The following is a 21,652-nucleotide window of genomic DNA, read 5'->3' as shown; positions in this document are numbered from 1 at the left end:
CCCGCGCGGGCTGTGGTTCACTGCTGCGTGGAGGCGTTCAGGCGGCTGGTGCCCCTCCCGGTCTTCAAAACCGGTGTGGTCCGGGATCCGGGCCAGGCGGGTTCGATTCCCGTCCGTCTCCGCCAAGCTGCCGGAAGAGGGGGCCATGGGGGACGTCGCCGCTGATCCGCGCCGACGGGTGCCGCGCACCGACGCGCTGCTCGCCGACCCCCGGCTGGCCGCCGCCGCGGCGACCCTGGGCCGGGACCGCGTCAAGGCCGCCGTCCGGGGCGCGCAGGAGCGGGCCCGTCGGGGCGAGATCGTCCCCGAGGCGGTACGCGACGCCGCGCTGGCCGCCCTGCCCGCGCCCGGCCCCCGGGCCGTGCTCAACGCGACCGGGGTGGTGCTGCACACCAACCTGGGCCGCGCCGCGCTGTCGCCCGCCGCCGTCGCGGCGGTCAACGCCGCCGCCGGGCACACCGACGTCGAGTTGGACCTGCGCACCGGCCGGCGGGCCCGGCGCGGCCGCGACGCCCTCGACGCCCTCGCGGCGGCGGTGCCCGACGCGGGCGCGGTGCACGTGGTCAACAACGGCGCGGCCGCGCTGGTGCTCGCCGCCACCGCTCTCGCCGCCGACGCCGAGATCGTGGTCAGCCGGGGCGAGCTGGTGGAGATCGGCGACGGGTTCCGCCTGCCCGACCTGCTGGAGAGCACCGGCGCGCGGCTGCGCGAGGTGGGCACCACCAACCGCACCACGCTCGACGACTACGCCGCCGCGATCGGCCCGCGTACCGGCTTCGTGCTCAAGGTGCACCCGTCGAACTTCCAGGTCACCGGCTTCACCTCGGCGGTGCCGGTGCGGCGGCTGGCCACCCTCGGCGTGCCGGTGGTCGCCGACATCGGCTCGGGGCTGCTCGCCCCCGACCCGCTGCTGCCCGACGAGCCCGACGCCGCCGGCACCCTGCGGGCCGGGGCGGCCCTGGTCACGGCCAGCGGCGACAAGCTGCTCGGCGGGCCGCAGGCGGGGCTGCTGCTCGGCGCCGCCGACCTGGTCGAACGGCTGCGCCGGCACCCGCTCGCGCGGGCGCTGCGGGTGGACAAGCTGACCCTCGCCGCGCTCGCGGCCACCCTCGCCGACCCGGCGACCCCCACCCGGGACGCGCTGCACGCCGACCCGGGCGCCCTGCGGGGGCGCACCGAGCGGCTGCGCGACGCCCTCGCCGCCGACGGGCGCAAGGCGGAGGTGGTGCCCGCCGGCGCGGTCGTCGGCGGCGGCGGCGCCCCCGGCGTCGAGCTGGCGTCGTGGGCGCTCAGCCTGCCCGAGCGGTACGCCGAGCCGCTGCGCGTCGGGGACCCGCCGGTGCTCGGCCGGGTCGTCCGCGGCCGGCTGCTGCTGGATCTGCGCTGCGTTCCCGCCGACGCCGACGACGCCGTCCGCGCCGCCGTGCTGCGGGTGCCGGGGGACGACTGAGACGTGTTCGTGGTGGCCACCGCCGGGCACGTCGACCACGGCAAGTCGACGCTCGTCCGGGCGCTGACGGGGATGGAGCCCGACCGGTGGGCCGAGGAGCGCCGCCGGGGCATGACCATCGACCTCGGCTTCGCCTGGTCCACCCTGCCCTCCGGCGCGACGGTCGCGTTCGTCGACGTGCCGGGGCACGAGCGCTTCGTGCCGAACATGCTCGCCGGCGTCGGCCCGGTGCCCGCCGCGCTTGTCGTGGTCGCCGCCGACGAGGGGTGGATGCCGCAGTCGGCCGAGCACCTGGCCGCGCTGCACGCGCTCGGGGTGTCGTACGGCCTGCTGGTGGTGACCCGCGCGGACCTGGCGGATCCGGCGCCGGCGGCGGCCCGGGCCCGCGCGGAGCTGGCGGCCACCTCCCTCGGCGCGGTCGAGGCGGTGGCGGTCAGCGCGGTGACCGGCGCGGGCCTGCCGGAGCTGCGGGCGGCACTGGACCGGCTCGCCGCCCGGCTGCCGTCCCCGGCGGTCGACGCCCCGGTGCGGCTGTGGGTGGACCGCGCGTTCACCGTCCGGGGCGCCGGCACCGTGGTCACCGGCACCCTCGGCGCCGGCCGGCTGCGGGTCGGCGACGAGCTGGAGCTCGCCGCGACCGGGGAGCCGGTGCGGGTGCGCGGCCTGCACCGCCTCGGCGCGGCCCGGGACGAGGTCGCCGCGGTGGCCCGGGTGGCGGTGAACCTGCGCGGCACGCCCCGGCAGCGGGTGGGGCGCGGCGACGCGCTGCTCACCCCGGGCCGGTTCCACCGCACCGACCTGCTGGACGTCCGGCTGGCCGGCGACCCGGCGGCGGAGCTGCCCGCCACCCTCACCCTGCACGTCGGCGCGGCGGCGGTGCCCGCCCGGGTGCGGCCGCTGGGCCCGGACACCGTCCGGCTGCGGCTGGCCCGGCCGCTGCCGCTGCTGATCGGCGACCGGGCGCTGCTGCGCGACCCGGGCCGGCACCACGTCGCCGGCGGGGTGACCGTGCTGGACGTCGCCCCGCCGCCGCTGACCCGCCGGGGCGCGGCGGCCGCCCGCGCGGGCGTGCTGGCGACCGTGGACGGCAGGCCGGACCTGGCCGGCGAGCTGCGCCGCCGGCGGCTGGCCCGCGCCGGCGACCTGCGCCGCACCGGGGTCGAGGTCACCGGCCGGCCCGTCGCGGGCGACTGGCTGGCCGACCCGGAGCACTGGCGGCGGCTCGGCGCCCGGCTCGCCGAGGAGGTGGCCCGGCACGCCCGGGAGCACCCGCTGGAGCCGGGCGCGCCGGTAGAGCTGCTGCGCCAGCGCCTCGACCTGCCCGACCGGGCGCTGGTCGAGGCGCTGGTCCGGCCGCCGCTGCGCACGCACGCCGGCCGGGTCACCGCGTCCGCCGCCGACGCGCTGCCGGAACCGGTGGCCCGCGCCGTGGCCCGGGTCCGCGCCGAGTACGCCGAGCGCCCGTTCCGGGCCCCCGAGGCCGAGCGCCTCGCCGAGCTGGGGTTGGGGCCCCGCGAGATCGGCGCGGCGGTGCGCGCCGGGGCGCTGCTGCGGCTCGCCGAGAACGTGGTGCTGCTGCCCGGCGCGGTCGACGAGGCGGTCCGGGTGCTGGCGGGGCTGCCGCAGCCGTTCACGCTCAGCGCCGCCCGGCAGGCGCTGGACACCACCCGCCGCGTCGCCGTGCCGCTGCTGGAGCTGCTGGACCGCCGGGGGGCGACCCGGCGACTGCCCGACGACGCCCGGGTCGTGGTCGCGGCCGGGTCCTGAAGCCGCCCCGGTGGGGCCGTTGGTCGCCTAGCGTGACGCCCATGGACCCTTCCGCGGTCTGGCGGGACAGGCAGCACAAGTGGCGGATCGAGGCGTACCGGGCACCGGACCTGCGTTTCGCGATCTTCGCCACCAATGGCACCACCGAGTCCGCACCGCTGTGGCTGTTCGGGATGTCGGCGCTGGCCCGGTGGCTGATGACGCACAAGATCTCCCTCGACGACCTGGAGGTCGACTGACATGGGGCCGTTGCTCGGGCAGCTCGCGCTGGTGGCCGTGCTGGTGCTCGTCAACGCGGCCCTGTCGGGCAGCGAGATGGCGCTGGTGACGCTGCGCGAGGGGCAGGTGCGGCAGCTGGGACGGCGCAGCCGTTCCGGGGAGCGGCTGGCCCGGCTTCTCCGCGACCCCAACCGCTACCTGGCGACGATCCAGCTCGGCATCACCCTGGCCGGGTTCCTCGCCTCCGCCGCCGCCGCGGTCTCCCTGGCCGAGCCGTTGGTCGGGCCGCTGGGCTTCCTCGGCGGGGCCGCGCGCGGCGCCGCGGTCGTCCTGGTCACCGTGCTGCTCACCTTCGTCACCCTGGTCGTCGGGGAGTTGGCGCCCAAGCGGCTGGCGATGCAGCGCGCGGAACGCTGGGGGCTGCTGAGCGCCGGCCCGCTGGACCTGCTGGCCCGGCTGTCCCGGCCGGCCGTCTGGCTGCTCAGCAAGGCCACCGACGTGGTGGTGCGGCTCGCCGGCGGGAATCCGCGGGCCAGCCGGACGGAGATGACCGAGGACGAGCTGCGGGAGATGCTGGTCAGCCAGCGGGGCCTGTCCGCGCAGCAGCGGGAGATCCTCACCGGCGCGTTCGACATCGCCGGCCGGACGTTGCGGGAGATCCTGGTGCCCCGGCTGGACGTGACCGTGCTCCCCGCGACCCTGCCCGCCGCCGACGGGCTGCGCCGCCTCGCCGCCGCCGGGCGGTCCCGCGCCCCGGTCGTCGGGCCCGGCGGGCTCGACGAGGTGCGCGGGGTGGTGCACATCCGCGACCTCGTCGAGGCGGGGACCGTGACGGTCGGCGACCGGGCCCGGCCGCCGCTGCTGCTGCCGGGCACCCTGCCGGTGTCCGACGCGCTGCGCCGGCTGCGGGTGTGCCACCAGCAGCTCGCCGTGGTCGTCGACGAGCACGGCGGGGTCGACGGCATGATCACCATGGAGGACCTGCTGGCGGAGGTGGTGGGGGAGCTGTACGACGAGACCGACCGGGACGTGACGGGGGTGACCCGGGAACCGGACGGCTCGCTGCTGCTGTCCGGCGACTTCCCGCTGCACGACCTCGCCGACGTGGGGGTGCGGCTGCAGTTCCGGCCGTCGCGGGAGTACACGACGGTGGCCGGGCTGGTGCTGGCCGGGCTGGGCCACCTGCCGACCGGCCCGGGGGAGACGGTGCACCTGCCGGGGCTGACCGTCGAGGTGGTGGAGGTCTCCGGCCGCACGATCCGCCGGGTCCGCCTGCGGGGCTTCTCCGCCGCGCCCTGACCGGGCCCACCACGGTCGGGTGAACCCGGACGAACCGGCCACACCCGGGCGGGCGACGGCCGTACCGTCCGGTACGTGAAGGACCGAGGGATGCGCACGTTCGTCACCGTGCTGGCCGGGCTCGCGGTGATCTACTTCGGTACCACCGGCCGCAGCGAGGAGGACGGCAGCGGTGTCTCCGGCGGACTCGTGGTGCTCGCGCTGCTCGCGGCGCTGCTGGTGTGGCACCTGACCAAGCCGGGCGACAAGACCGTCAAGTGAACCCGCCGCACGCGGCACGCCTGTCGACCCGGCGGGTCGGGGCGCCTCATCGGGCGGCGGCGCGGGCGACCTCGCCGGGGGACTCCTCGCCGAGCGCCACCCGCACCAGCGCCGAGGCCAGCCTGCCGAAGTCGCCCGGCCGCACCAGCCCCGCCAGCCGGTCCGGCGAGCCGGGCAGGCCGAGCCGCTCCGCGCCGGACAGCGCCCGCCGGTCGGCGTACGGGCGCAGGTCCGCCCAGACCACCTGGACCTCGCGCAGGAAGATGTCGGCCCCGGTCGGGCCGATGCCGGGAAACTCGGTCAGCAGGCGGCGCAGCGCCGCCGGCTCCCCACCCGCCTCGCGGCGCAGCCGGCGCAGGTCGCCGCGCCAGCGGTCCAGGCACAGCCGGGCACCGTTGCCGAGCATCGTCGAGGTCCGCTCGTCGTAGCGGCGGTAGTGGCCCCGGCCCAGCGCGTCGACGCGGTCCTGCCAGCTCGCCGCCTCCATCGCCTGCGGGGTCCGGTAGCCGGCGGCGAACAGTTCGCGGGCGGTGGCCACCGCGACCCCGGCCCGGATCCGGGTGCTCAGCAGCGTGGCGAGCACCAGCAGCTGGTAGAGCGGGCCGGGTCGGTCGGCGAGCCGGATGCCCGCGTCCTCGGCGTACGTGCTGCCCCGCCGCTCCAGCAGGATCCGCGCCACCCTCCGGTCGTCGCCCATCCTCGGGGTGTACCCGCTGCGGGCCGGGTCATCCCCGCGGCCGTCCGCCCCGGCCGGCATGCCGCAGACGGCACCGGGTAACCGGTACCGGACCCGGTCGAATCCCGGAAGGAGAGAGACCAGTGGTGAACCCGCAGCAGGAGGAGTTCCGCCGCAACAACAAGGGCGCCACCAGCCAGGACAGCAAGGGCCCGCGCCCGACCGGCCACCCGCTCAACCGCGGCTCGTCGCGTGGCGACGAGGGCCGGCCGGTGCCGCGGGGGCAGGTCTCGCCGTACGGGCCGGCGATGGAGCCGGTCGCCGACGACGAAAGTGCCGGGGGCTAGCCGCCCCGGCCCGACACGGGCGGCCGCAGCCGGTTCCACGTGGCTGCGGCCGCCACGCCGTACGCGAGGTGCGGCACGATGTCGGCCACCCAGTCCGAGCGGCGCCAGGTGCGGGGGTCAGTGACGCCGAGCAGCGTCATCGACCCGTCGGACATCGTCATCACGCCGCCGCCGAGCACGCCGGTGGCCAGCGGCAGGGGCATCCGGCGGCCCCGGGCGAGCAGGGCGTACCCGACGCCCGCGGCGACGCCCAACCCGTAGCCGAGCAGGGGCCCGAGGCCCGAGCGGCGGTTCGCCGCCCGGTCCTCGGGCCCCAGGTCCACGTGCGCCACCCCGGCCAGCCGCCCGGCGGTGTCCTCCGGGGTACTGCTCGCGGGCCGCGCCCGGAGCACCATGTCGAGGTAGCTGACCACGTTCAGGGCGGCGCTGCCGACCGCGCCGGCGATCGCCCCGTCGGCCAGGAGCCGCGCCCTCACTTCGGGTCGCCCGGTTCTCGCTTGCCCTTGGGGCCGTACACCCGGTCACCGCGTACCACGCCCCGCTGCCCACGGTCGGACTGCAGGATCCGGTTGGCGACCTCGTTCGCCTTGCGGTCCGGCACCCGCCGTCCGGAATCGTCGATCGCGTCGCGAATGCGCGCCCGCTGCTTGTCGTACGCGTTGCTGCCCGGCCGTGGTCCTGGCATCACTGCCTCCTCCGGTCGTCCTCGCCGTTGGCGTACCGCGGTCGTCTACCCGTCTGCGCCGGGGCCAACCCCGCGGCCGGCTCAGCGGGGCGCGCGGATGACGGCGACCGGACAGTCGGCGTGGTGCAGCACGGACTGGCTCACCGAGCCCAGCAGCAGCCCGGTGAGCTCGCCGCGTCCCTGCCGGCCCACCACCAGCAGTTGGGCCGACCGGGACGCCTCGGCGAGCACCGTCGTGGCGCGGCCCCGGACGGTCTCCCGGCGGACCGGCACCTGCGGCGAGCGCTCGGTCAGCCCGGCCAGCGACTCGGCGACCACCCGCTCCTCCTCGGAGCGCAGCTCGCTCTCGTCGAACACGAGGGGTTGCATGTCGCCGGGGCCGCTGGAGGCCGGGTGCCGGTAGGCGTGCACCGCGACCAGCTCGGCGCCGCGCACCGACGCCTCCTCGATGGCGAACTCCGCGGCGAGCCGGGACGTCTCGGAGCCGTCGACCCCGACCACCACGGGCCCGTCGGGGCGGTCCGTGCCGCGGGCGACCAGCACGGGGCAGTCGGCGTACGAGGCGACCTGCACGGCGACGGAGCCGACCACGAGGGCGGAGAAGCCGCCGAGCCCCCGGTCGCCGAGCACGATCATGGCGGCGGTCGGCGACTCGCCGAGCAGCACCGCGGCGGCCTCCCCGTCGATGATCTCGCCGGAGATGCGCAGCCCGGGCACGGTCGCCTCGGCCTCGTCGGTCGCGGCGGCGACGAGCTGTTCCGCCTGTTGGCGCAGCCCGGCGCCGGGCGGGCCGGCGGCGGGCGCGTCCACCGGCACGTGCAGCAGGGGCCAGATGAACCCGTGCACGATCCGCAGCGGGCGGTGCCGGCGCTCCGCCTCGACGGCCGCCAGCCGTACGGCGCGCAGGGCCGACTCCGAGCCGTCCACGCCGACGACCACCGCCGCGCCGTTCGCCGAGTTCACCGCCCACCTCCCGCCGGTTCCCGGCCAGTATCGCGGTCCGGCGGCTGTCGGCGGGGCGATACCGCCCAGGACGACCGGTCGGTACGCTGTCGACGACCGCCGGGGAGGGAGCGTCGTCGATGGTGGAGCCGGACCAGCCGAGCACCGCGCGAATGATCGATTTCTGGCTCGGCGGGGAGCACCACTTCCCGGTGGACGTGGCGGCGGCCCGCGCCTTCGAGCAGGCGTACGGGCCGTGCGCGCCGGTCTTCCGCGAGCTGCGCGCCTTCCTGGGCCGTGCGGTGCGGGCGATGGTCGCGCAGGGCGCGGACAGCTTCCTGGTCTTCGGTGCCGGGGTGCCCACCATGGGCAACGTGCACGAGGTGGCCCCGGAGGCCACGGTGCTCTACACCGACGTCGACCCGGTCACCATCCGCCTCGGGCAGCGCCTGCTCGCCGGCAGCGACCGGGCCGGCTACGGCTTCGGCGACGCCACCGACATCGGCACGGTGGACCGCGCCCAGTTGCACCGGTTCCTGCCGGGGTGGGGGAGGAGGCCGGTCGGGGTGGTCTTCCTCGGCCTGGCCGCGTTCCTCGACGACGAGACGCTGGCCCGCACCCTCGACGAGCTCTACGAGGCCACGGCGCCGGGCAGCCTGCTCGCGGTCGACTTCGACACCGAGGAGTTGGCCGCCTACCCGGAGGCCCTCGCGATGATGGGCCCGTCGTTCCGGATGCGCCCGCCGGCCGCGTTCGCGCCGCTGCTCGGCCGCTGGACGCCCACCGCGGACGGCATTGTGCCGATCACCCGGTGGCGCCCCGACGGCCCGCCGGCGCAGGTTCCGGATGCCTTTCACGGCGCGGTCGCCGTCCGCTCGGCCGGCTGACCGGCCTCGCCCGCCGCCGCGCCCGGTCGCCGCCCGCCACCGGGCGGCCGGTCGCGCGTCGTCGGCCGCCCGGCCGACCGGTCGCCGGGGCCACCTCCGTATGATGCTTGCCCTACGGCAAGGGTTCCGGAGGGTGATCAATGTTGGAGGCACCGGGCCAGGTCTCGCGTGCGCTGCGCACGGCGCCACCCGACCGGGTGGTGGAGGCGGCGGACCAGGCACTCCGGGCCAGCCTGGGCGCGTCCCGCACGGACGTGTTCATCGCCGACTACCGGATCAGCGGGCTGTGGCCGGTGCTGGATCCGGAGCTGCCCGACGGGGGATTCCTCGCCTGCCGCAGCATGGCGCAGCGCTGTTTCAGCAGCCAACAGCCGGTGACCGACGCGGACGAGGCGGGCCGGTGCCGGCTCTACCTGCCGCTGTCGGTGTGGGGGGAGCGGCTGGGCGTGCTCCTGGTCGAGCTGCCGGTGGCGCCCGGCCCGGACACGGTGGACCGCGCGGCCGACATCGCCGGCGACCTGGCCGTGGTGCTGCGGGCGGCGGACCGGGAGACCGACCGCTACCGCCGGGTGCGCCGGCGGGAGCGGCTGAGCATGGCCGCCGAGATGCAGTGGGAGCTGCTGCCGGGCCGCAGCGTCAGCCATGGCGCGTTCGAACTGGCCGGCCAGCTCGAGCCGGCGTACACGGTGGGCGGGGACCACTTCGACTGGTCCGTGGACGGTGACCGGCTCACGACGACGGTGCTGAACGGCTCCGGCATCGGGCTGGCCGCGGCGCTGCTCACGGCCGTCACCGTGAACGCGCTGCGCAACGCCCGGCGCTCCGGCGGCGGTCTCGTCGAGCAGGCCGAGCTGGCCTCCGACACCGTCTTCTACCAGCACCGCGGCCGCCGCCACGTGGCCACGCTCCTGCTGGAACTGGACACTGTGACCGGTCGGGTGCGGGCGGTGGACGCGGGCTCGCCGCACCTGCTGCGGCTACGCGGCGGCACCGTCACGCCGATCCGGCTGGAGCAGCAGCTGCCGCTGGGCATGTTCGCCGAGGCCCGCTACGACGTCCAGGAATTCGACCTGGAGCCGGGGGACCGGCTGTTCGTGGTCAGCGACGGGGTGTGGGCGGCCGATCCCGGTGACCGGGGGGCGTACGGCGAGCGGGCGATGGCGCGGGCGATGCGCTCCACGCGGCTGCAACCGCCGGCCGAGGCGGTTGGTACGGTGATGCGCGAACTGCACGCCTGGCACGCGGACACCGATCTCGGCGACGACGCGGTCGTGGTCTGCCTGGACTGGCGCGGTTCCGGCGGCCGGGGCGACGGGTGAGAGCCGTCGCCGGGACGGCTGGGCACGAGCGGGACGATCGCAGGGGACACCTGGTGGAACGACCTCCGGATCTCGCCGCGGCGATCGACGCCGCCGCCGAGGCGCTCGTCGGTGTGCTCGACTCCGCCGCGTCGCGGCACCAGATGGCCGTCTCGCCGACCCAGCTGCGCGTGCTGTCGCTGATCAGCAGCCGGCCGGAGACCAACGTCAACGGCCTGGCCGAGTTGCTCGACGTCGTACCGTCCTCGGCGAGCCGGCTCTGCGACCGGTTGGAGGCCATCGGCCTGCTGCGTCGGACGGCCGACCCCCGCGACCGGCGGGAGGTGCGGCTGGTGCCGACCGCCGCGGCCGAGACGCTGCTGCGCGAGTTGAAGGAACGCCGCCAGCGGGCCGTGCAGGCGGTGCTGGACCGGATGCCGGGTCGGGCGCAGCACGAGCTGTTGCTGGCCCTGCAGGCATTCGAGCAGGCCGCCGCGGCGGCCGTGGCGGAGCCGCAGCCGGACGCCTCGGTCCGTACCGCCTGACGTCGTCCGCGCCCGCCCTGGTTCAACGTTTCCCTCTAGTATCCTAGGACGCCTTAGGGGTAGTGACGGTCCCGACCCGAACGACCGGAGCGCCGGCGGCACGCAGCGCCTGAGGCCCGGAGGGCGACGAAGGGCCCGATATAGTGGCAGCGCAGTCAGCCGGCCCGAGATCGTCACGGTCGCGGGCCGAGTCAGGTGCCGGTCCCGGCAGGGACCGCAGGGGGTGCCGGCGTCAGCCGGCCCGACAGCGTGCACGTGCCTCCGCGCCGCCCGTCCTCGGTCGGGCGGCGCGGACGTGCGGCGGAGGAGGTTCGGTGTCGCGTCGGCCGGCTCGCTCGGAGCACCCGGAGGCCGGCGCCGGCACGAGCGCACCGGCCGTGGGGGACCGCGTCCTGACCCTGCCGAACCTGATCAGCTTCGTCCGGCTGCTCGGCGTCCCGCTCTTCCTCTACCTCCTGCTCGTCGCGCACGCCGACGTGGCCGCGATCGTGGTGCTGGCCGTCGGCGGCACGACGGACTGGGTGGACGGGTGGGTCGCGCGCCGGATGCGCCAGGTCAGCCGGCTGGGCGAGCTGCTGGACCCGGCCGCCGACCGGCTCTACATCCTCGCCACCCTGGTGGGCTTCACCGCCCGGGGCGTGGTGCCCTGGGAGTTCACCGCGGCGCTGCTGGCCCGCGAGTTGCTCCTGCTCGGGTCGCTGGCGGTGCTGCGCCGGTTCGGGTACGGCCCGCCGCCGGTGCACTACGTGGGCAAGACCGCGACGTTCCTGCTGTTGGCCGCGTTCCCGGTGCTGCTGCTGGCGGCGGCGGTCCCGGACGCCGCCGCGGTGGCGGGGGCGATCGGCTGGGGGCTGGCGTGGTGGGGCCTGGTGCTCTACTGGGTGGCTGGCGCGATGTACGTGGTGCAGGCGAGCCGGCTGGTCAGGGCCGTGCGGGCCGGGGGAGCGTCGGCATGACGCCTCCGCCGGGCGAGGGGCGCTCCGACCGGGTGTACGCCCCGGACTTCCTCACCGAACTGTTCCGCAACCCGTTGGATCCGGGGTACGCCGACGCGGCGGCCCGGCGCCGGGAGCGGCAGGCGCCGCCGTCGGGCTGGCGGCACTGGTCGGCGCGGTCGGTGAGCCTGGTCGTGGCGGTGTTGCTGGGGTTCCTGTTCGCGGTGGCGTACCGGCAGACGCTGGAGGCCGAGCCCGGGCGCAGTCAGGCCCGGTCCGGGCTGGTGGAGCAGATCAAGCAGCGGGAGAGCGAGACCGACCAGTTGTCGGCGCGGGCGGACCAGTTGCGGGCGGAGGTGGCGCGGCAGCGGGCCGCGGCGCTGGGCGGCTCGGAGGCGGCGCGGTTGCGCAACCTGGAGGCGGGCACGGGCCTGGGTCGGGTGCGCGGTGACGGTGTGGTGGTGCGGCTGGCGGACGCGCCGCAGAATCCGGACGCGGTGACCGGCAGGGACGTGGGTCCGTCCAGGGTGATCTACAGCGACCTGCAGGGGATCGCCAACGACCTGTGGGCCGCCGGCGCGGAGGCGATCGCGATCAACGGGCAGCGGTTGACGGCGACGTCGACGATCCGGTCGGCGGGGCAGGCGATCCTGGTGGACTTCCGGCCCGTGACGGGGCCGTACGAGGTGTCGGCGATCGGTCCGGGGTCGATGCGGGACCGGTTCGAGGACAGCCGCAGCGCGTTGACGATGCGGAAGGTGGCCGAGGACACGGGGTTGTCGTTCGGGGTTCGGGAGGCGGAGGACCTCACCCTGCCGGCCGCTCCGGAGCCGCGGCTACGCTACGCGGAGCCTCCGGTGAGCGCGAGTCCGTCGCCGTCGGGGGCGGACCGTTCCGCCGGTCCTCAGCCGTCCGGTTCGAGGACGTCTCCCAGCCCCTCCGGAGGTGGTCGATGATCGCGGTGCTGGCGTTGCTCGCCGGTGTGGTGCTCGGGGTGTGGCTCGATCCCACGGTTCCCGCGGGGTTGCAGCCGTACCTGCCGATCGCGGTGGTGGCGGCGTTGGACGCGGTGTTCGGCGGGGTGCGGGCGAAGCTGGACCGGATCTTCGACGACAAGCAGTTCGTGGTGTCGTTCATCTCCAACGTGCTGGTGGCGGGGCTGATCGTCTATCTGGGCGATCAGCTGGGTGTGGGTGGGCAGCTGTCGACGGGCGTGGTGGTCGTGCTCGGTGTGCGGATCTTCGGGAATGTGGCGGCGATCCGTCGGCACCTGTTCCGGGCGTAGGTTTGTGGCGATGAGCAGCAGCGACGAGCACACGGAGACGGGCACGGGTTGGCCGCAGCCGGCGGGGCCGGAGCGGCCGTCGGGCCCGGCGGGGGAGCCGGATCCGCGGCCGGACGCGCCGGATCCGGACGAGTTGAGCCCGTTGGCGCCGCAGCGGTCGGCGCCGGCGGCGGATCCGGACGTGGCGGAGCCGGACGAGGGCGCGACGGTGGACCTGAGCCGGGCTGCCGGCGCGCGCGGGTCGGCGGCGGAGGCCGCGGGGTCGCCGCCGCGGCGGGTGAGTTCGGCCGGGGTGATGATCTCGGCGCTGCTGGCGTTGCTGGGCTTCACGCTGGTGGTGCAGTTGAAGTCGACGTCGACGGATCCGACGGTGGCGGCGACGCGGCAGGAGGACCTGGTCCGGATCCTGTACGACCTGAACTCGCGGGAGGTCCGGCTGCGGCAGGACATCGCGGCGCTGGAGGAGAGCCAGCGGCAGTTGCGTTCGGGTGAGCAGGGGCGGCAGGCGGCGTTGGACGAGGCGACGCGGCGTGCCGACGAGTTGGGCATCCTGGCGGGGACGTTGCCGGCGAAGGGTCCGGGGTTGGCGGTGCGGTTCGAGGCCGGTGAGAAGCCGATCTCGGCGTCGCGGGTGTTGGACGCGGTGCAGGAGCTGCGGGGCGCGGGCGCGGAGGCGATGCAGATCTCCGGGGGTGACCGGGCGACGGTGCGGATCATCGCGTCGACGTACTTCCTGGACGGGGAGGGCGGGTCGTTGGTGGTGGACGGGCGTCGGTTGACGGGTCCGTTCACCATCACGGTGATCGGCGATCCGGCGACGATGCGTACGGCGTTGAACATTCCTGGCGGGGTGGTGGCGTCGGTGACGGGTGACGGCGGTAAGTTGATCGTTGAGGATCGTGAGGCTGCCGAGGTTTCGGCGCTGCACGCGCCGATCAAGCTGGAACACGCCCGTCCGGTCTCCTGACCGGCGCGGCTCGCACCGGTGGTTGTCCGGTGCGTCGATGGTGAAGGACGCGTCTGGTGATTCCTGAGGATCTGCGGTATACCGCCGAGCACGAGTGGGTGGCGGGTGACGGTGGCGGCCCGGTGCGGGTCGGCATCACCCACTTCGCGCAGGACGCCCTGGGTGACATCGTGTATGTCCAGCTGCCCGATGAGGGTGCGGTGGTGGCGGCCGGTGAGTCGTTGGGTGAGATCGAGTCGACGAAGAGTGTGTCGGAGATCTACGCCCCGCTCAGCGGTACGGTGGCGGCGCGCAACGAGGCGCTCGGCGACACCCCTGAGGTGATCAACACTGATCCGTACGGTGCGGGTTGGTTGGTGGAGATCACCCCGGACGATCCGGCGGCGGTCGACGGGCTGCTGTCCGCGGACGCGTATCGTGAGCTCACCGAGAGCTGAGTGCGTCCCCTTCGGGCGCGGTGGCTGTGTCCGCGCGTCCGGTTGCCCTGCATTTCGGCGCTGGCTAGGCTCGCCCAGTCGACCGAGAACCCAATAGTTGAGCGTTGCGGAATTGCCTTCCCGGGCACGGGGAGCCAGCCGCCGGGTGTTGGAGTGCCCGGCGGCCAGACCCGCCATTACCCGACGCCGACCGAACAGATCCGTGAGGTGGTCCCATGACGCGCCCAGGCGACGAGTTCCCCCCGCTCGACGTCACTTCGACGCTCAATCTCGGTTCGCTCGACGAAGTGCTGGAAGGGCCGGACACCGATGTGGTGCCGAGCCGGATGTCCGGTTCGTTGCCGCCGGGTATGGCGCTGCTGGTGGTTCGCCGTGGTCCGAATGCGGGTGCCCGGTTCCTGTTGGACCACGATGTGACGACGAGCGGCCGGCACCCCGACAGTGACATTTTCCTGGACGACGTGACGGTGTCGCGGCGGCACGCCGAGTTCCACCGTGACGGTGGCACGTTCACGGTGCGGGACGTGGGGAGCCTGAACGGCACGTACGTGAACCGGGAGCGGGTCGAGGCGGCCACGTTGAGCAACGGTGACGAGGTGCAGATCGGCAAGTTCCGGGTGGTGTTCATCGCCGGTCCGCGCCCGGAGGCGGAGGCCGGCCGGGGGTGAACGAGCCTGCGGCCTCCACGCCGCCCGGGGCGGCCCGTGCCCAACCGTTGATGAGCATCGGTGAGGTGCTGGGCCAGTTGCGGGTGGATTTTCCGGACGTGACCATTTCGAAGTTGCGGTTCCTTGAGGCCGAGGGCCTGGTGGAGCCGCAGCGGACGGCGGCGGGTTACCGGAAGTACAGCTGGGATGACGTGGCGCGGTTGCGTTTTGTGCTGACCGCGCAGCGGGACCAGTATCTGCCTCTGCGGGTGATCCGTGATCAGTTGGCGCAGTGGGACGCGTCCGGGGAGTCGCCGGGTCGGCAGCGGCCGACGTTGGTGGCGGTGGGTCCGGGTGGCGAGGTGCCGGGTCGGGCGTCGGATGCGCCGGTCGAGTCGCCGCAGGTGCGGCTCGGCCGGGCGGATCTGGTGGCGCGCAGTGGTATCGACGAGTCGACGCTGGGTGAGTTGGAGCGGCTCGGTGTGCTGGTGTCGGATCCGCCGGGTTGGTACGACGACGATGCGTTGATCATCGCTCGGGCGGTGGCGGGTCTGGCGGCGTACGGGTTGGAGCCGCGGCATCTGCGGGCCTATCGGACGGCGGCGGACCGGGAGGTCGGTTTGTTCGCGCAGTTGGTGGCGCCGTTGGCGCGGCAGAGTGATCCGGCGGCGCGGGCGCGTGCGGCGGAGACGGCGCGGGAGTTGGTGGCGTTGTCGCAGCAGTTGCACGCGGCGTTGGTGCGGGTGGGGCTGCGGTCGACGTTGGGTCGGTGATCCGGCGGGGGTCGTGGGGAAAGATCTGTCCCGGGAAGCGTGTCGTAGGCTTGCCGGGGTAACCCCTTTCTGGCGCGGGCGTGGTGCAGGTAGCGCATGGGACGGCCGTGTCGCGGTCCGTGTACCGTGCAGGGAAGGGCACGGTGCGGCGTAGGTGACAACGACACGGAGGCGGCGGTGCGCGAGCTGAGCGTGGTCGGAGTTCGGGTGGAGCTGCCCAGCAACCAGCCGATCGTCCTGCTCAGGGAGGTCGAGGGGGACCGCTATCTGCCGATCTGGATCGGCGCGGTCGAGGCGACGGCGATCGCTTACGAGCAGCAGGGGGTCAAGCCGGCCCGGCCGCTGACCCACGATCTTCTGCGGGATGTGTTGGCGGCGTTGAAGGCGCCGTTGCGGGCGGTGGAGATCACCGAGCTGAAGGAGAACGTCTTCTACGCCGATCTGTTGATCGGTGACGGCGTGCGGGTGTCGGCCCGGCCGAGTGATTCCATCGCCTTGGCGTTGCGGGTCGGTGCGCCGATTCGTTGTGCCGAAGAGGTCCTCAGCGAGGCGGGGATCGTGATTCCCGACGAGCAGGAGGACGAGGTGGAGAAGTTCCGCGAGTTCCTGGATCAGGTGCGTCCGGAGGACTTCGCCGGCTGAGTCCGTTCCTTCCCGCCAGGGCGTCACCCAACGTGACGCCCTGGCGCATTGGGTGATCTTCGTTGTCGTGGCGCGGCGTGTCGCGACGGTTTCTCCGGGGCAATTCCTGAGGGCGGCTATAGGGTTGCCGTGTCGAGGGGTGCACGTCCCGGAAACGACGTGTCACCGCACTGGCGGGGAGGTTGTCCGGATGCACGAGCCGCGAGATCCCGATCCGGGTACGGAGCTGGACGAGCCGGGTGTGGCGCCGCCGGGATCGGCGACCGAGGGTGACGACGCCGTGGGCTATCGAGGTGTGACGGCCTGCCACGCGGTGGGGATCAGCTACCGCCAGTTGGATTACTGGGCGCGCACCGGGTTGGTGGTGCCGAGCGTGCGGGACGCGTCGGGTTCGGGCACGCAGCGGTTGTATTCGTTCCGGGACCTGGTGGTCCTGAAGGTCGTGAAGCGACTGTTGGACGCCGGGGTGTCGTTGCAGAACATCCGGAAGGCGATCGAGGCGCTGCGGTCGCGTGGGGTGGGAGACCTGGCGGGCATCACGTTGATCTCCGACGGCACGACGGTGTACGAGTGCCGGTCGCCGGAGGAGGTGGTCGACCTGTTGCAGGGCGGCCAGGGGGTGTTCGGCATCGCGATCGGTGGGGCGTTCAAGGAGATCCAGGGGTCGCTGTCGCATCTGCCGGCAGAGCCCGCGACGTCGGCGCCGGCGGGGCCGCCGGTGACGTCGGCGGGGGTGGGCGACGAGTTGGCGGCGCGCCGGGCCCGACGCCGGGCTGGCTGAGCGGCCGCTGCGGCTGGGCGACGCTGGGCTGAGCGACCGCTCGGTTGGACGGTCGTGCGGCGGGGTCGCTGCGGCGCGGCCGGGTACGGTCGGGCTGGCGGTTGCGGTGTCGGGACCGGTGGGGCTCGCCGGGGTCGTGTGGCCCGGTCGTGCGAACTGCCAGGTGGGATCCGGTGACCTGACCCGCCCGGGCTTTTCTCCTGTTTGGTGATGACGCAGGGTATGTAGGCGGCTTTCGGGCGACTTGTGTCCGTGGCAGGCCCCTCGATGCGGCGACGTGGTGCGCCCGGGGCGCGTCTGCGCCGTCACGCCATCGGCCGAGCCGGGTGTTTGTGGTGGTCAGCCGTGTGGGGACGCCGTGGTTGGGGTCGGCCGGCCGTTCGGGTCCGGTGTGGAGCGTCGCGGGGCGCGGGGCGCGGGGCGCGCCGACGATGACGGAGCGTGTCAAGCCGTGGTCCCACTGTAGAACCGACGTCCTGCGGAATGTGACTCCGCGTGTTCGGCGGTGTCGGACATCTGATAGGGCGGCAGTGACCGCGGCGGCACGACACGCTATGGTCCCACACGCGGTTCGGCTGATGCCGGTGTCACCAAACGGTTGGCGTCGCGCGCCGGGCGGACCGTCTGCCCCTTTGCGCCCACCCCGCGCGAACCCCTCAAGCGGAAGGAACGACCGTGACGGTTACGGAAGAGGCCACCCCCATCTCCCACTACGAGCGCATCGGTGGCGCCAGTTCGGTGAAGGCCGCGGTGGAGCTGTTCTACGACAAGGTGCTGGCGGATCCGGAACTCGCCGGCTACTTCTCCAACGTGGACATGGTGGGTCAGCGCCGGCACCTGGCGTTGATGCTGACGGTGGTGTTGGGCGGGCCCAACGAGTACGCCGGGCGGGGCCTCGCCGAGGCGCACCAGCCGCTGAACATCCCGGTGGAGCACTACGCGATGGTGGGCGCGCACCTGACGGCGACGCTGAGCGAGCTGGGTGTTCCGGCCGACATCATCACGGACGTGCAGGGTGTGCTGGCGCAGGTGCAGGACCAGGTGGTGGCCGCCGGCGACGGGTCGGGCGCCTGAGCGTGGACGCCGCCCGGCTCAAGCAGAGCTGGTCCCTGGTCGCGGCGCACGGCGACCAGGTGCCGCTCTATTTCTATTCGACGCTGTTCCTGGCGCATCCCGACACCCGGCAGATGTTCCCGACGAACATGGCGGGGCAGCGGGACCGTCTGGTCACGGCGCTGGGTCACATCGTGTCCAACGTGGACCAGGTGGACCGGCTGGTCGGTTTCCTGACCGACCTCGGCGCCGACCACCGCAAGTTCGCGGTGCGCGCGGAGCACTATCCGGCGGTCGGGGAGGCGCTGCTGGCGACGTTGCGGCACTTCCTCGGTGAGCAGTGGACCGAGGACCTGGCCCAGGACTGGGCCGCCGCGTACGGGTTGGTGTCCAAGGTGATGATCGACGCCGCGCAGGCCGCGGAGGCGGTGAACCCGCCGTGGTGGGTGGCGGAGATCGTGGGTCACGAGCGGCGGGGCTTCGACGTGGCGGTGCTGACGTTGCGGCCGCAGTACCTGCTGCCGTTCGCTCCGGGCCAGTCGATCGGGGTGTCGCATCCGGCGGTGCGGTCGTGGCGGTACTACTCCCCGGCGAACGCGCCCCGGGCGGACGGCACGTTGGAGCTGCACGTGCGGGCCGCGCCGGGTGGCGCGGTGTCGTCGCGTCTGGTGTACGGGTGCACGGTGGGGGACCAGATCCACCTGGCGGCGCCGGTGGGTGACCGGTTGACCCTGTGGTCGGCCGGGTCGGCGGACCTGCTGCTGCTGGCCTCGGGCACGGGCTGGGCGCCGGTGAAGGCCCTTGTGGAGCAGGTCGCGGCGGAGGGTTCGCGGCGCAGGGTGGACCTGTACGTGGGTGCCCGCTCGCGCAGCGAGTTCTACGACAGCGACGCGATCGACAAGTTCGTGTCGTCGTTCCCGTGGTTGACCGTGACGTACGTGGTGGGTGCGGACCTGCACCGTCCGGGTGAGTTCACGCATCCGGTGGACCGGGCGTTGGCCGACGGCGACTGGCGCTCGCGGCACGTGTACGTGTGCGGTTCGGACGAGATGGTGTCGCATTCACTGTCGGCGCTGGCCCGGGCCGGCTACCACGCCGGTCAGTTGCACCACGAGGGGCTCGGCACGCACTGGTACGGCCCGGCGTGGCGGACGGCCATGGAGCAGGCGTCCGCTCCTGACAATTCCGGAGGTGCCCGGTGAGCGCGAGGAGTGAGCTTGCGAGCCCCGCAGTCGCGAACGAAACAGCGACCCTCGTGAGCGCGAGGAGTGAGCTTGCGAGCCCCGCAGTCGCGAACGAGAGGCGGTCCCGGTGAGCGCTACCCCGATCAGCAGGTACGACGGTGTGCACGTCTCGGGCGGTGTGCAGGTGCGGATGACCGCCGACCGGGTGCGGCGGTGGGAGTTCGGCACGGCCTCGTTCACCCGCCGGGGGTACGACAACGCCGATGTCGACCGGTTCCGGATGCAGGTGGCTGACGAGTTGGACCTGCTCGCGGCGCAGATCGCGAATCTGCGGGCGGAGAACGAGCGGCTCAACGACCATCTGGAGCTGCACCGGCATGGGGTGCTTCCGAGCGCGCCGGCGGCGGCGGCCGTGCCGGCGGCGAAGGAGGTGAACCTGCTGTCGGCGGCGCAGCGGGAGGCCGAGCAGATCATCGCGCAGGCGCACGACTACGCCCGGCGGGTCGCCGAGTACGCCCGGGTGCAGTACGAGAGCTACATGCGGGCGGCGGCGGAGGAGGCCCGGCAGGAGGCGGAGCGGGCGGTGCAGGACTACCGCGCGGCGGCCGGGCCGAACTTCGACGACGGGGTGGCGGCCCGGGAGGCGCTGCGGATCTACGGCGAGATGATGATCTCGCACATGCAGGCGGCGGCGCGGCATCTCGACGACGGCACCGAGCAGTTGGCCCGGACGATGGAGCGGTTGGCCCGTGACGGTGGCGCGCCGCCGGTCGGGCCGGGTGGTGCGCCGCCCGTCGGGGCGGGTGCCGCGCAGGGCGCGTTGCCCCGGCACGGTCAGCGCTGACGTCGGTCGTCCGGGTCGGTCCGTGCCACCGGGGCCGGCCCGGGCGGTCAGCCGGTGGTGACGGAGGCGATCGCTTCGGCGATGGTGGTGTCGCCGCCGACCAGTTCCAGGACCAGCCCGGCGGTGCGGGGCTCGTAGAGCAGGGCCACCAGGACGCGGGCGACGTCGGTGCGGGTGACCGCGCCGGGCGGCACGTGCCGGGCGAGGGTGATCCGCCCGGTCGGCGGGTCGTCGGTGAGCCGGCCGGGTCGCAGCACCGTCCAGTCGAGGTCGCGGCCGGTGAGGTCGTCCTCGGCGGCCTTCTTGGCCCGCAGGTACGCCGCGAACACCTCGTCGGTGCCGGCGGGCGGCTCGTCCTCGACGCCCATGGAGGAGACCAGCAGGTAGCGGCGGACGCCGGCGCGTTCGGCGGCGTCGGCGAGCAGCACGGCGGCGGCCCGGTCGACGGTGTCCTTGCGGGCGGCGCCGCTGCCGGGGCCGGCCCCGGCAGCGAAGATCGCCGCGTCGGCGCCGTCGAGGTGGCCGGCGAGTTCGTCGACGCCGACGTGTTCCAGGTCGGCGACGACGGGATGGGCGCCGGCGGCGGTGAGCGTGGCCGCGTGCTCGGGGTTGCGGATGAGGCCGACGGCGGTGTCGCCGCGCCCGGCGAGTTCCCGGTGGGTGAGTTGGGCGATCTTGCCGTGGCCTCCGGCGATGACGACGCGCATACCTGCCAACCTAGTCGCCGCCGCGGTGCGGCGGGCGGGGTCGCGGGGGCCGGCGGCGTGCTCGCCGGGGCGCGGGTCGTTGAGGCAGCATGGACGGGTGACGGAGACGATCGACACGCTGGCGGGCCTGGTGGCCGGCGGTGGTGTCGTGGTGTTGAGCGGTGCGGGCCTGTCCACCGAGTCGGGTATCCCGGACTACCGGGGGCCCAGCGGGGCGGCGCGGCGGCACACCCCGATGACCTATCAGGTGTTCACCCGGGACGCGGACGCGCGGCGGCGTTACTGGGCACGCAGCCACCTGGGGTGGCGGGTGATCGCGCGCGCGGCGCCGAACGACGGGCACCGGGCGGTGGCCCGCCTGCAGCGCGGTGGCCTGGTCGACGGGGTGATCACGCAGAACGTGGACGGGTTGCACACCGCGGCGGGCAGCCCGCGGGTGGTGGAGTTGCACGGTCGCCTCGACGAGGTGGTGTGCCTGGACTGCGGCAACCAGACGTCGCGGGAGGAACTGGACCGGCGGCTGCGGGAGGCGAACCCGGGGTTCGACGCGCGGGTCGCGGCGGTGAACCCGGACGGTGACGTGGATCTCGCCGACGACGAGGTGGCCCGGTTCCGTACGGTCGACTGCGCGTTCTGCCGTGGGGGCGTGCTCAAGCCCGACGTGGTGTTCTTCGGCGAGACGGTGCCGGCGCCGCGGGTGGCCCGCTGTTTCGACATGGTGCAGCGGGCGCGGCTGCTGCTGGTGCTGGGGTCGTCGTTGACGGTGATGTCGGGACGCCGCTTCGTGCTGCGGGCGGCGAAGCTCGGCATACCGGTGGTGATCGTCAACCAGGGGCCGACGCGGGGCGACGGGTACGCGGCGTTGACCATCGACGAGCCGTTGGGCCGGTTGTTGCCGGCACTGGCCGACCGGACGGTGGGGGACGGTGGCCTGGGCGTGGCGCCGGCCGGGCTGACCGTGGTGCCGTAGCCCGCGCGCGCCCCGGTGACGGCGAGCGACGCGGTGCGGGGAGTCCGCGTG

27 protein-coding genes and 1 tRNA gene are annotated in these 21,652 nt (G+C 74.4%); 23 read left to right on the top strand and 5 right to left on the bottom strand.

Annotated features, from left to right (window positions below; all coding sequences use genetic code 11):
• Window positions 1-29: 29 nt before the first annotated feature.
• From ACGF7U_RS18250 to ACGF7U_RS18225, 6 genes are all read left to right on the top strand, one after another.
• Window positions 30-125: transfer RNA gene (locus ACGF7U_RS18250), tRNA-Sec, on the top strand.
• A gap of 20 nt (window positions 126-145) precedes the next feature.
• Window positions 146-1,450 carry an L-seryl-tRNA(Sec) selenium transferase gene (gene selA, locus ACGF7U_RS18245; protein WP_393107949.1) on the top strand — a complete coding sequence of 435 codons (1,305 nt, stop codon included), beginning with the start codon at window positions 146-148 and terminating at the stop codon, window positions 1,448-1,450.
• 3 nt (window positions 1,451-1,453) lie between these two features.
• Entirely contained in the window at window positions 1,454-3,217 is a 1,764-nt protein-coding gene (selB, locus tag ACGF7U_RS18240) for a selenocysteine-specific translation elongation factor (RefSeq protein ID WP_393107947.1), read from the top strand.
• A 41-nt stretch (window positions 3,218-3,258) separates the two neighbouring features.
• Complete coding sequence (locus ACGF7U_RS18235) at window positions 3,259-3,456, top strand: hypothetical protein (protein WP_089000292.1); 198 nt, start codon at window positions 3,259-3,261, stop codon at window positions 3,454-3,456.
• 1 nt (window position 3,457) lies between these two features.
• Window positions 3,458-4,735, top strand: a complete 1,278-nt coding sequence (locus tag ACGF7U_RS18230; protein ID WP_393107945.1) for a hemolysin family protein — start codon at window positions 3,458-3,460, stop codon at window positions 4,733-4,735.
• Window positions 4,736-4,810: 75 nt separating this feature from the next.
• Window positions 4,811-4,996, top strand: a complete 186-nt coding sequence (locus ACGF7U_RS18225) for a hypothetical protein (protein ID WP_393108014.1) — start codon at window positions 4,811-4,813, stop codon at window positions 4,994-4,996.
• Window positions 4,997-5,042: 46 nt separating this feature from the next.
• Here the strand turns inward: ACGF7U_RS18225 and ACGF7U_RS18220 are convergent, their stop codons facing one another.
• A complete protein-coding gene (locus ACGF7U_RS18220) occupies window positions 5,043-5,693 on the bottom strand; it encodes a hypothetical protein (RefSeq protein WP_393107943.1) in 651 nt (216 codons plus the stop codon).
• A gap of 125 nt (window positions 5,694-5,818) precedes the next feature.
• Between ACGF7U_RS18220 and ACGF7U_RS18215 the strand changes: the two genes are divergently transcribed.
• The gene (locus ACGF7U_RS18215; protein ID WP_393107941.1) at window positions 5,819-6,019 is read left to right on the top strand and encodes a hypothetical protein; all 201 of its coding nucleotides are present in this window, start codon (window positions 5,819-5,821) and stop codon (window positions 6,017-6,019) included.
• Here ACGF7U_RS18215 and ACGF7U_RS18210 read toward each other — a convergent pair.
• From ACGF7U_RS18210 to ACGF7U_RS18200, 3 genes are all read right to left on the bottom strand, one after another.
• Window positions 6,016-6,495 carry a hypothetical protein gene (locus ACGF7U_RS18210; protein WP_393107939.1) on the bottom strand — a complete coding sequence of 160 codons (480 nt, stop codon included), beginning with the start codon at window positions 6,493-6,495 and terminating at the stop codon, window positions 6,016-6,018. The genes ACGF7U_RS18215 and ACGF7U_RS18210 overlap by 4 nt on opposite strands.
• On the bottom strand, window positions 6,492-6,704 hold the full coding sequence (locus ACGF7U_RS18205; protein WP_393107937.1) for a phosphatidylethanolamine-binding protein: 213 nt from the start codon (window positions 6,702-6,704) through the stop codon (window positions 6,492-6,494). Before ACGF7U_RS18205 ends, ACGF7U_RS18210 begins: the two co-directional genes overlap by 4 nt.
• A gap of 81 nt (window positions 6,705-6,785) precedes the next feature.
• Window positions 6,786-7,667, bottom strand: a complete 882-nt coding sequence (locus tag ACGF7U_RS18200; RefSeq protein WP_393107935.1) for a universal stress protein — start codon at window positions 7,665-7,667, stop codon at window positions 6,786-6,788.
• A 119-nt stretch (window positions 7,668-7,786) separates the two neighbouring features.
• Here ACGF7U_RS18200 and ACGF7U_RS18195 point away from each other — a divergent pair, with 119 nt between their 5' ends.
• The 15 genes from ACGF7U_RS18195 (at window position 7,787) to ACGF7U_RS18125 (ending at window position 19,924) form a co-directional block, all read left to right on the top strand.
• Window positions 7,787-8,533 (top strand): SAM-dependent methyltransferase, encoded by a 747-nt coding sequence (locus ACGF7U_RS18195; RefSeq protein ID WP_393107933.1) that lies wholly within the window; start codon window positions 7,787-7,789, stop codon window positions 8,531-8,533.
• 140 nt (window positions 8,534-8,673) lie between these two features.
• Window positions 8,674-9,852, top strand: coding sequence for a PP2C family protein-serine/threonine phosphatase (locus tag ACGF7U_RS18190; protein ID WP_393107931.1), 1,179 nt, complete (start codon window positions 8,674-8,676; stop codon window positions 9,850-9,852).
• Window positions 9,853-9,905: 53 nt separating this feature from the next.
• Window positions 9,906-10,376 carry a MarR family transcriptional regulator gene (locus tag ACGF7U_RS18185; RefSeq protein WP_393107929.1) on the top strand — a complete coding sequence of 157 codons (471 nt, stop codon included), beginning with the start codon at window positions 9,906-9,908 and terminating at the stop codon, window positions 10,374-10,376.
• Window positions 10,377-10,690: 314 nt separating this feature from the next.
• Window positions 10,691-11,332: a CDP-alcohol phosphatidyltransferase family protein gene (locus tag ACGF7U_RS18180; RefSeq protein WP_393107927.1), complete on the top strand. Its 642-nt coding sequence runs from the start codon at window positions 10,691-10,693 to the stop codon at window positions 11,330-11,332.
• Window positions 11,329-12,267, top strand: a complete 939-nt coding sequence (locus ACGF7U_RS18175) for a DUF881 domain-containing protein (protein ID WP_393107925.1) — start codon at window positions 11,329-11,331, stop codon at window positions 12,265-12,267. The genes ACGF7U_RS18180 and ACGF7U_RS18175 overlap by 4 nt, the downstream gene beginning before the upstream one ends.
• Window positions 12,264-12,596, top strand: a complete 333-nt coding sequence (locus ACGF7U_RS18170; protein WP_091106953.1) for a small basic family protein — start codon at window positions 12,264-12,266, stop codon at window positions 12,594-12,596. The genes ACGF7U_RS18175 and ACGF7U_RS18170 overlap by 4 nt, the downstream gene beginning before the upstream one ends.
• Before the next feature lie 10 nt (window positions 12,597-12,606).
• Window positions 12,607-13,563 carry a DUF881 domain-containing protein gene (locus ACGF7U_RS18165; protein ID WP_393107923.1) on the top strand — a complete coding sequence of 319 codons (957 nt, stop codon included), beginning with the start codon at window positions 12,607-12,609 and terminating at the stop codon, window positions 13,561-13,563.
• 56 nt (window positions 13,564-13,619) lie between these two features.
• Window positions 13,620-14,000, top strand: coding sequence for a glycine cleavage system protein GcvH (gene gcvH / locus ACGF7U_RS18160; protein ID WP_393107921.1), 381 nt, complete (start codon window positions 13,620-13,622; stop codon window positions 13,998-14,000).
• A gap of 215 nt (window positions 14,001-14,215) precedes the next feature.
• Entirely contained in the window at window positions 14,216-14,668 is a 453-nt protein-coding gene (locus tag ACGF7U_RS18155; RefSeq protein ID WP_393107919.1) for an FHA domain-containing protein, read from the top strand.
• A gap of 50 nt (window positions 14,669-14,718) precedes the next feature.
• Entirely contained in the window at window positions 14,719-15,420 is a 702-nt protein-coding gene (locus tag ACGF7U_RS18150) for a MerR family transcriptional regulator (protein WP_393107917.1), read from the top strand.
• Between the two features lie 177 nt (window positions 15,421-15,597).
• Entirely contained in the window at window positions 15,598-16,062 is a 465-nt protein-coding gene (locus tag ACGF7U_RS18145) for a bifunctional nuclease family protein (RefSeq protein ID WP_120730687.1), read from the top strand.
• 190 nt (window positions 16,063-16,252) lie between these two features.
• Window positions 16,253-16,843 (top strand): MerR family transcriptional regulator, encoded by a 591-nt coding sequence (locus tag ACGF7U_RS18140; RefSeq protein WP_393107915.1) that lies wholly within the window; start codon window positions 16,253-16,255, stop codon window positions 16,841-16,843.
• Window positions 16,844-17,518: 675 nt separating this feature from the next.
• A complete protein-coding gene (locus ACGF7U_RS18135; protein WP_393107913.1) occupies window positions 17,519-17,917 on the top strand; it encodes a group 1 truncated hemoglobin in 399 nt (132 codons plus the stop codon).
• 2 nt (window positions 17,918-17,919) lie between these two features.
• A complete protein-coding gene (locus ACGF7U_RS18130; RefSeq protein WP_393107911.1) occupies window positions 17,920-19,098 on the top strand; it encodes a globin domain-containing protein in 1,179 nt (392 codons plus the stop codon).
• Between the two features lie 109 nt (window positions 19,099-19,207).
• Window positions 19,208-19,924: a DivIVA domain-containing protein gene (locus tag ACGF7U_RS18125; protein WP_393107909.1), complete on the top strand. Its 717-nt coding sequence runs from the start codon at window positions 19,208-19,210 to the stop codon at window positions 19,922-19,924.
• Between the two features lie 47 nt (window positions 19,925-19,971).
• On the opposite strand, the gene ACGF7U_RS18120 is transcribed toward ACGF7U_RS18125, so the two are convergent.
• A complete protein-coding gene (locus ACGF7U_RS18120; protein WP_393107907.1) occupies window positions 19,972-20,631 on the bottom strand; it encodes an NAD(P)H-binding protein in 660 nt (219 codons plus the stop codon).
• Between the two features lie 97 nt (window positions 20,632-20,728).
• Here ACGF7U_RS18120 and ACGF7U_RS18115 point away from each other — a divergent pair, with 97 nt between their 5' ends.
• Entirely contained in the window at window positions 20,729-21,601 is an 873-nt protein-coding gene (locus tag ACGF7U_RS18115) for an NAD-dependent protein deacetylase (protein WP_393107905.1), read from the top strand.
• Window positions 21,602-21,652 lie beyond the last annotated feature (51 nt).

Source organism: Micromonospora sp. NPDC047670 (genome assembly GCF_043204915.1).
GTDB lineage: Bacteria > Actinomycetota > Actinomycetes > Mycobacteriales > Micromonosporaceae > Micromonospora.
Note: the sequence above shows the minus strand (reverse complement) of the source record. Positions and strands in the feature narration are given on the sequence as shown.